Genomic DNA, 8,341 nt, shown 5'->3' with positions numbered 1-8,341 from the left:
TCACAACGAACCCAAGAGGCCGCACCCGGGAACAGGACACCCACCCCTCGGGTTCCCGCCGAGAAACCTTCAGTTCCCCTGAACTCACGGGACTCCCGGGGTCCCAGTAGTTCTCGCGGAAAGAACAACGCTAATCCGTGCGGCAACCCTGATCTGGGCTGATGTCCGTGCTCACGCTCCGGGCTCGTCCATGCCAGCAGTCCGCAGGGGCCGGTGTCCCTGGTCGTCGAGCTGGGCAAGTTCGTGTTCGTAGTCGGCCGGTCGCGAGTGCGGCAGTGCCAACGAACTCGCCGAGCGCGTCGGCGCGATGTCCCGTCCCCTGGTCCTCAAGGCCCTCCGGCATACCGACTGACGAGACCCTCTCACCGCCGTTTGCGGCCCCTGACGCCCCTGCTGGCCAATTCCAGGTTATTGCGGCGAGGGAGAGGTCGAGGCGGGCGAGGTGCCCGGTCCGGGTGCGGTCGAGCGGGTGGCCGTTCCACCAGGCGTCGAGACGGAGCAGGTTCAGCGCGACCGCGGAGAAGGCGTGTTCGAGGTGTGTCTTGGGCAGGCCGCGGTAGCGGGCGCGTCTCATGCCGGTGACCGCGACGGCCTGGTGGATGGTGCCTTCGATGCCGGCGCGGGTGCCGTACTTGGTGCGCCACTGCTCACTGATCTGTTCGGCGCGGGCCTGGTCGAGGGCTTCTTGCCGTTCGCGAGGCTGGAGGGAGAGCGAGCGGCCTCCGGTCCTGGAGCGGGTGCACTGGTCACGGACGGGGCAGGCCTGGCAGGTCTGTTTGTCGAACTTGACGACGATGGCCGGCGTCCCGCGCTGGCTGGCGGGACTCCACCAGGCGCTGGTGCTCCCGCGCGGGCAGACGGCCTGGCGCTTGTCCCAGTCGATGGTGAAGGCCGTCCGATCGAATCCGGCACCGGCGCGGGCCTGGGGCGAGCTGTTCAGCAGCACCGGGGTGACCAGGACGACGCCGAAGTTGCGTTTCACTGCGACGATGAGTTCGGCCGACGGGTAGCCGGAGTCGAGGAAGTGCTCGGCCGGCAGCAGGTCACGGGCGGCCAGCATCTGGTGGATCGGTTCGGCCATCTCCGCGTCGGTGACCGTGGCGTCGGTGGCGGCGATGTTTGGTGATGATCCGGGGCGCGGGTTCGCCGTCGGCCGGGTCAGGTACCGGATCGTCGCAGGTCTCGCTGATGTGGACCTTGTACCCGGTCCACCAGGAGCCTTGCTTGAGGCCGTAGCGCGCATCTGTGTCGTAGGGAGAGGCCAGGCGGAGCCTCCCGGGCGGGAGATCCTCGCTCTCCCGCCGCCTCACCTCCGTCCCCGCCTCGGTGACGGTGCGGTGGTAGTTCTGCATCCACACCGTGCGCAGGATCCGTAACGCCAGCAGATCACGCAGCCACACCGGCGCGGCCGGCGAGTGGACCGCCTCCAGGAGTGCGAATCCGTCCCGGCCGTAGACCAGGGCCATCTCCGCGCGCTTGGCCTTCGAGGCAGGCGGATGCCACGAGTCGGTTCGCGACCCGTACCGTTCGGCCCACTCCCGAACCGGCACCGCATCGGCCAGCCAGTCCGGGGCGGCGCAGGCCAGAGCCTCCAGCGCGGCCCGCAGCGTCTCCCCGGCGAGTTCCAGCCGGTTCAGGTCCCGGACCGCGGCCAAGACCCGGGTGGAGTCGGTGCGCTGCTTGCCACCGGCCTTCACCAGGCCCCGGTCCCTCAGCGAGGACAGCAGCAGGTCGAGCGCCTTCTCCTCCAACCCGTGCTCGACCAATCGCGCGCGGAACTCCGACAGCACCGAGGCGTCGAACCCCGGATCGTCCAGATCCAGACCGAGCGCGTATTTGAAGTCCATGCCGTACCGCCCCCGATGCGCTGCCGCCCGGTCGGTGAGGTTCTCGGCGAACTGTAGGACCGTCACCAGCGCCAGCCGGCCCGGTGACCAGCCAGGCCGCCCCCGCGTCCCGAATGTCTCGGCGAACTCGGCATCCGCAAACAGCTCACCCAGCTCGTCACGGACCCGCATCGCCAGGGGATACGGCCCCTGCGCCGCTACCGACCGGGCTACCTGCGCGGTCAGCTCCGGCACTTGCGGCCACGGCCTCGGCTGCATCGACATCCCACACCCCACCTGCGACTGGGAACGCCGGGACGGCCGCTGCTCCACGGGACAACGAGCCGTCAGTCCCACCGGTGGTTTCGTAAGCGAGAGCGAGCAACGTTTGTCCACGGCCTCGGGCAGCGCTTAGCGATCGGGCAGTTCGAAAATGTCGATGAGAACTGACAACGCTGGCGCTCTGCTGTGACTGGAGGGACAGCCTCGAGCGCTCGTGCGAGCCGTGCGAGGATCGCGACGTGAACGATCTGCGCTTCCGCCTCGCCGAAGACACCGACCTCGCCACTCTCGTTCGTCTGCGTGACGACGCTGCCCGCTGGATGCTCGCCCAGGGCATCACCGGCCAGTGGCAGCCCGGCCAGCTGGACGAGGACCACTTCCGTAAGACCATGGTGAGTGGTGAGGTCTGGCTCGCCGAGGCCAATGGCCGCGTGGCCGGGGCATGGGAGCTGTGGTGGGAAGACGAGGACGCCTGGGGACCGCAACCGCCGGTGGCCGGCTATGTGCATCGGCTGATGGTGGACCGCAGCAGCGCCCAGCCGGGGACGGGGCGGTTTCTGCTGCGTGCTGCGGAGCGCCGCGTTGCTGCGGCGGGGCGGGCTTTCGTGCGTCTGGACTGCCTGGGCGGCAACACGCGCCTGAACGCCTACTACCTGGACGCCGGCTACCGGGTCGTCGGCCACAAGGCAGGCAAGCCGCAGCCGGGCGGTGCACCTAAGTCGTTCACCCTCCTGGAGAAGACCTTCGGGCCGGCCGCGCGGGCTGAGCGACAAGTGGTGTCAGGTTCCACCGACAAAACCACACCGGGCACGGAATAAGCCAGCAGGATCCCTGAAGGATTCTTACCAGCACCCCAAGATCCGGAACTCGTAGGGCACCCCTTGTGGAGGTGGGCCGTGTTCAACAGCGTACGTACCGTGATGACCTTCGCCGTGGACCCCGAGGTGTCGGCCCGGTGGTGGGGCGAACTCCTGGACGTCCCCGTGAAGATGGACGTCAGCGACACCGGGGCCGTCTACGCCTGGGTGGAGATCGGCGGGGTCGAGGTTGGCTTCCATCCGGCGGACGACGAGCGCAACCCCCGGGGCGGCAGCCCGGTCGTGTACTGGGGCGTGGACGACGTCGACCAGATCCGCGAGCGGCTGCTGGCGGCCGGCTGCGAGCACCACCGCGGCCCGCTGACCATCGAGCCCGGCCGCAGGATCGCCCAGCTGCGCGACCCGTTCGGCACGATCGTCGGCATCGAAGGCCCGTAGCGGCACGCGAACGCCCGGTGCCCCGCTGAACCCTGGTGGTCAGCGGGGCACCGGGCCTTCGGCGTTCACCGGTCCAGGCCGTGCAGGCCCTCCAGGCCGGTGGCCGCCGCGTACGCGCGTAGGGCGGCCTTCAGCGAGCCGTCCGTCCAGCGGGCGCCGAGCGCGGCGGTGGCATCCAGGTACAGGCCCAGCACCCGGTCCGGGCTGATCTCAAGCCCGGCTTGGCGCAGGACGGCGGGCAAGGTGACCAGGTCGATCAGCCCGGTCACGTCCGGGCGCACGCTCTCCACATCGAGCAGCACCACCTCGCCACCCGGGCGCCTGCGCAGGTGCTCGGGCTTGAGGTCGAGGTGGCCCAGCGGCACCAGGCGCGGGCCGTAGGCGTCCAGGTGCGCGGCCAGCACCTCGCTGAACGCGGACGGGTCCGTGATCCAGACCGGGGCCGGGGCGCCGTGCAGGGCCGCGAGGGAGAAGCCGACCAGTGCCTCGGCGGCCTCGCCAGGCAGCCGCAGTGAGGCCGTGTGGACGGCGGCGACCCGCTCCGCCAGCACGGCGGGCATCTCCGCCCTGGTCCAGTCGGCGGGCTCGGGCAGGTACTCCAGCAGCAGTGACAGCGACTCCTCGCTCTCTGCGTACAGCCGGGCGACCGGAGCGGCATCGGCCAGCAGCGCGTACGCCAGCGTCTCCCCGGCGTAGGCGGCCGGATCGGCGTGGAGCTTGAGCGCCAGCGAGCCCTCCGGCGGCGGCCGGTGCACCGCGAACACCGCGGCGGTGTACCGGGCACTGATCACGCTGACCCTGCCGTTCACGCCCGGGTGGTCGGCGGCGAGGACCTGGCGGGCGCGCACGAGCAGGTCGACAGGGTCGGTGGGCATCGGGGTGGCCAGCCATCCGGCCGGGCGGATGCGGGCCAGGCCCGTCAGGGCCTCGGCGGCGGTGGCCGCCGCCGAGGTCACCGGGCGCCCGTCGGCGCGGTGATGTCGGCGGCCATGGTGGCGTAGGAGAGGGCGGCGAGGTCGGGGCGCTGGTGCTCGCCGTAGATGCCGAAGAAGGCGTAGACGAGGCTGTCCAGCGGGCGGCCGATGTGCCAGCACTCCATCGCGCCGCCAGCCACGTCCCACACCTGCAGGCGTCCTTGGAGCAGGGCGAGGTAGTCCTGGAAGAACATCTCGGCGCCGAACGGGTAGGCGGCCATGGCCTCCTCGCGGCCGTTCGCCTCGACCTGGACGAAGTCGGCAGTGGTGACGTCCCAGGCGAACTGCAGGAGCTCGCCGCCGGGGCCGTCCTTGAGCCGCAGCACGGCGCGGTGCGCTCCGAGCGGGCCGGAGAGGTACTCGTGGATGCTGCACGCCAGCATGCCGGTGCCGGTGGCCAGCAGTTCGCGGCCCAGCCGCGGCAGTTCCTGCTTCACGAGCGCGAGGGCCTGGTCCTGGTCGGCGGGTTCATCGGCGAGCGGGGACAGCTGGACCGTGCCGGGGTCGGCGAGGAACGTGGCGTGGGCAACCAGCGACTCGTACTCGTAGTCGTCGTCGATCCGCACCCAGCCGACCTGGTCCGACGTCACCGTCTGCGCAGGCGAGGCCGGGACGGTCAGCCGCTCGCCCGGGCGCGGGCCGTGGACGTGGAAGAGGTTCTGCAGGCCGTTGGCGGCCTCGGCCATCTTCGGGTGGTCGGAGTACAGGAACGGGCCGTGCGGGGAGGCCTGGGGCAGGAAGCCGTTGCCGCACAGCGCCACGTCCTTGATGCCGTCGAGCGGGGCGAGGACGTCGAGCAGCAGCTGGTTGAGGACGCTCAGGCCGGTCTTGTGCCGGGTTCCGTCCATGCCGGGCAGGAGGTTGACCGAGGAGGCGGGCATGCCGGGCGGCACGATCTGGGAGTTGTTGGAGACCACCACGACGCGGGGCACGGGCTGGGCGCCCTCGGTGACCTGCTGCAGGTACAGGTCGGAGGGGTCGGCGTCCACCGCGATGAACACGGCGGGTCCGTCGCCGACCCGCAGGCAGGGCTGGACGACGCGGTCCTCCCAGAACAGGGTCCGGGCGCCGGCCGGGTAGAGGGTGACGCGCAGGTCGCCCAGCTCGATCGGGGTGGTGTGGTCGATCCGGCGCACGGTGAATCCGAGCTTGACGATCGCCTCTTCGACCGGGGCGGGCAGCAGCGGCCCGCTGTAGACGGGCACGGCGCGGTCGAGCAGGTCGAGGGAGGGCGGGTGGAAGTGGTCGAGGTGCTCGTGGGTGAGCACGACGGCGTCCGGGCGGGGCATCAGGCCGGTGTCGATGTCGCGCGGCGGCCACACGCGGCACTCGGCGCGGCCGGGCAGGCCGAACGCCGGCTTGAGGACGGGGTCGATCAGGACGCGGTGGCCGCCGCCCTGGACCAGCCAGGTCTGGTGGCCCAGGAACGTCAGCTCCAGGCAGGTGTCCACGGGTTGCCTCCTTCTGTACGGGACCGGGGAGTGGAGAGCCCGGGAGGGCGGGACGGCCTCAGCCGTCCCGCCCTCCCGGAGTACCTCAGTGGTGGTAGGTGTGCGGGGCGGCGGCCAGCGCGCCGGTGCCGACGAGTCGGCTGACCTTGGCCTGGAGCGCGGCGACCTTCTTCGGGTCGAGCGTGACCGGGGTCTTCGCCGGGGTGGTGGTCTTCATGGCGCGGTCCTCCTTGCGTAGAGGGGGTGTGGGGACTCGGCCGGGCGGGCCGGTCCGATGCTCACAGTTCACCGCCGGGCGCCTCCCGGGTCGAGGCCGGACCACCGGACGCATCACCGGACATCGTGACGGGTAGGTACCGTCCCCTCGCTCAAGGTCGCCATGATGACTACCGTGGTGGTCCTGGAATCCGGGGGTGCCTATGCCCGAACACGCCGTAGCCAACTGGCGCTTCGTCGCCGCCCGCGTCGAGCGCGGCTGGCACACCCAGGAGGACTTCACCGCCGCGTACGAGGACAAGGCCCGCGAGCTGCGCGAGCAGGCCAGGATCTCGGTGCGGCAGGTGCGGCGCTGGGAGTCGGGCGAGTCGACCTGGCCCAACCGCGACGCCCGGCGCGTGCTGGAGGCGATGTTCGGCTGCCCCCTGGAAGACCTCGGGTTTCAGCGCCCCGCCCGCCCGACGGGTCGGCGCGCAGAAGGGCCCAGCAAGAAGCTGGAGGAGTACGACGTGCGTCGACGGACGTTCCTGGGCCTGGCGGGCGTGGCACCGGTGCTCGACCTGGAGGCGCTGGACCACCTCACCGCAGCCGCCCACGGCGCCCGGCGCTGCGGCGGGCGCGAACTCCTCGGCCACTTGCGGACCTCACTGGACGAGGCCGCCCGCACCGACGGGCTGACCGGCCCGCACGAGGCGCTGCCCACCACCCTGGGCATCCTCGCGGCGGTCAACTCGGCCGCCCGCACCGCCGCCCCCGGCCTGCGGCGCGAGCTGCTGGTCCTCGGCTCCCGGGGCGCCGAGCTCGCGGCCTGGCTCCACCGGGACGCCGGGGCCCCCGCCCAGGCCGTCGCGTACTGGCACCACCAGGCGAAGGAGTGGGCGACGCTGACCGGCGACGGCGCGATGCACGCCTACGTCCTGCTCCGCCAGGCCCAGGCCACCGACCGCACTGACGCGGCCCGGATGCTCGACCTCGCCCGCGCCGCCACCGATGGCCCCTGGACGTTGCCGCCCAGGCCCCGCGCGGAGGCGTTCCAGCAGCAGGCCCGGGCACTGGCCCTCACCGGCGCCGATGCCGACCAGGTGGCCCGCGTACTCGACCAGGCGCACGCCGCCCTCGGCCAAGCCGCCGGGCCGGCCGCCGGGCCGGCCACCTGCACCGGCCCGCTCGGCGACGGCTACACCGGCGAGCGCCTGATGGTGCAGAGCGCGATCTGCTAACGGGAGGCCGGGCACAGCCACCGTGCGGTCGGCCTGTTCCGGCAGCACCTGACCACCGGGGTGTTCGCGCCGCGCGACCGCGCGTTCTTCACCGCCCAGTACTCCGGCGCCCTGGTTGCGGCCGGTGAACCGGACGAGGCCGCCACCGCCGCGATGGAGTCGCTGGCGCTCGCCGCCGGCGCCCGCTTCGGGCAGGCCCTCACCGAGCTGCACCGCACCGCCGACGACCTCGCGCCGTACGCCCAGCGCCCGGCCGTAGCCGAGTTCCGGCAGCGCCTCGGCGAGCCGACGGTGGCCTAACCGGCCAGGAAGGCGCTCACCCGCTGGACCACCTCGCGCTGCCAGACCTGCGACTGCGGGTGCAGGTACTTGGGATCGTCGTGGACTGCGAAGCCGTGCTGGGCCCCGTCCAACTCCATCAGCGTCACCGGCCCGCCGAACATCGCCTTGTGCCGGTGGGACGACTCGATCGGCACGAAGGTGTCCGCGGTGCCGTGCACCATCAGCACTGGCGCCCGCACTCCGGCCAGGATCGCCGGGGTATCCAGGTAGAAGACCTCGTTCAGCAGGGCTCGGTTCAGTTCGAACGGCGACTTCTCGGTGAACCTCTGCTCCTCCAGCCGGACCGCCATGTCCTTGGACAGGTAGTCGTCCGACCAGCCCGGCCGGGAGGTGACGTACCGCTCCTTGTAGTCCAGCCGCGGGTTCAGCAGCACCAGCTTGGCGACGTCGCCCGGCCGGTGGGCGGCGTGCAGCGCGGCGGCGCCGCCAGAGAACGACGCGGCGATCACGTGCACCGGCCCCGGGCGGCAGGTATGTGCGCGCAGGTGGTCGCCGGCCGCACGGATGTCGTTGGTCACCGAGGCAATCGTCAGCTCCGACTCGCGCCCGCCACTGGCCCCGTGCGCCCGCAGGTCGAAACGGAGACTGGTCACCCCGGAGGCGGCCAGCCCGGCGGCCAGGCGCGTGAAGAAGCCGCCCTCCTCCCGGGTCACCCCCGACCCGTGGACCAGCACCGCTGCCCCGGTGGGCGTCTTCGCCGAGCAGACCGTGCCGAACAGCGCGGTACCGTCCAGGGACTGAAACGCCGTCTCGTGATCGACCATAAGCAGATCG

At 71.8% G+C, this 8,341-nt stretch carries 10 protein-coding genes; 4 read left to right on the top strand and 6 right to left on the bottom strand.

The genetic code is table 11. The annotated features are described in order from the left end of the window. Nucleotides 1-130: 130 nt before the first annotated feature. Nucleotides 131-1,081 carry a transposase gene (locus tag ACZ68L_RS08560; RefSeq protein ID WP_469575266.1) on the bottom strand — a complete coding sequence of 317 codons (951 nt, stop codon included), beginning with the start codon at nucleotides 1,079-1,081 and terminating at the stop codon, nucleotides 131-133. Further along, nucleotides 1,044-2,111, bottom strand: a complete 1,068-nt coding sequence (locus ACZ68L_RS08555) for a transposase (protein WP_469575265.1) — start codon at nucleotides 2,109-2,111, stop codon at nucleotides 1,044-1,046. Before ACZ68L_RS08555 ends, ACZ68L_RS08560 begins: the two co-directional genes overlap by 38 nt. A 236-nt stretch (nucleotides 2,112-2,347) precedes the next feature. On the opposite strand from ACZ68L_RS08555, the gene ACZ68L_RS08550 reads away from it, so the two are divergent. Both ACZ68L_RS08550 and ACZ68L_RS08545 read left to right on the top strand, forming a co-directional pair. Further along, nucleotides 2,348-2,926 (top strand): GNAT family N-acetyltransferase, encoded by a 579-nt coding sequence (locus tag ACZ68L_RS08550; RefSeq protein WP_469575263.1) that lies wholly within the window; start codon nucleotides 2,348-2,350, stop codon nucleotides 2,924-2,926. Between the two features lie 78 nt (nucleotides 2,927-3,004). After that, on the top strand, nucleotides 3,005-3,364 hold the full coding sequence (locus tag ACZ68L_RS08545; RefSeq protein ID WP_469575262.1) for a VOC family protein: 360 nt from the start codon (nucleotides 3,005-3,007) through the stop codon (nucleotides 3,362-3,364). A 65-nt stretch (nucleotides 3,365-3,429) separates the two neighbouring features. Here the strand turns inward: ACZ68L_RS08545 and ACZ68L_RS08540 are convergent, their stop codons facing one another. The 3 genes from ACZ68L_RS08540 to ACZ68L_RS08530 form a co-directional block, all read right to left on the bottom strand. Further along, nucleotides 3,430-4,320 carry a hypothetical protein gene (locus ACZ68L_RS08540; RefSeq protein ID WP_469575260.1) on the bottom strand — a complete coding sequence of 297 codons (891 nt, stop codon included), beginning with the start codon at nucleotides 4,318-4,320 and terminating at the stop codon, nucleotides 3,430-3,432. After that, on the bottom strand, nucleotides 4,317-5,789 hold the full coding sequence (locus ACZ68L_RS08535; protein WP_469575259.1) for an MBL fold metallo-hydrolase: 1,473 nt from the start codon (nucleotides 5,787-5,789) through the stop codon (nucleotides 4,317-4,319). The genes ACZ68L_RS08540 and ACZ68L_RS08535 overlap by 4 nt, the downstream gene beginning before the upstream one ends. 85 nt (nucleotides 5,790-5,874) lie before the next feature. Beyond that, nucleotides 5,875-6,006 (bottom strand): hypothetical protein, encoded by a 132-nt coding sequence (locus ACZ68L_RS08530; protein ID WP_469575258.1) that lies wholly within the window; start codon nucleotides 6,004-6,006, stop codon nucleotides 5,875-5,877. A 196-nt stretch (nucleotides 6,007-6,202) separates the two neighbouring features. Here ACZ68L_RS08530 and ACZ68L_RS08525 point away from each other — a divergent pair, with 196 nt between their 5' ends. Together ACZ68L_RS08525 and ACZ68L_RS08520 are read left to right on the top strand one after the other, a co-directional pair. After that, nucleotides 6,203-7,225, top strand: a complete 1,023-nt coding sequence (locus ACZ68L_RS08525) for a helix-turn-helix domain-containing protein (RefSeq protein WP_469575256.1) — start codon at nucleotides 6,203-6,205, stop codon at nucleotides 7,223-7,225. A gap of 60 nt (nucleotides 7,226-7,285) precedes the next feature. Further along, nucleotides 7,286-7,525, top strand: a complete 240-nt coding sequence (locus tag ACZ68L_RS08520) for a hypothetical protein (protein WP_469575255.1) — start codon at nucleotides 7,286-7,288, stop codon at nucleotides 7,523-7,525. Here ACZ68L_RS08520 and ACZ68L_RS08515 read toward each other — a convergent pair. Continuing rightward, nucleotides 7,522-8,331, bottom strand: coding sequence for an alpha/beta hydrolase (locus ACZ68L_RS08515; protein ID WP_469575253.1), 810 nt, complete (start codon nucleotides 8,329-8,331; stop codon nucleotides 7,522-7,524). The genes ACZ68L_RS08520 and ACZ68L_RS08515 overlap by 4 nt on opposite strands. Nucleotides 8,332-8,341: the final 10 nt, after the last annotated feature.

The sequence above is a fragment of the Streptomyces sp. NPDC104309 genome (assembly GCF_055584025.1).
The sequence above is the reverse complement of the archived record's forward strand: the minus strand, read 5'-3'. Positions and strand labels throughout refer to the sequence as shown.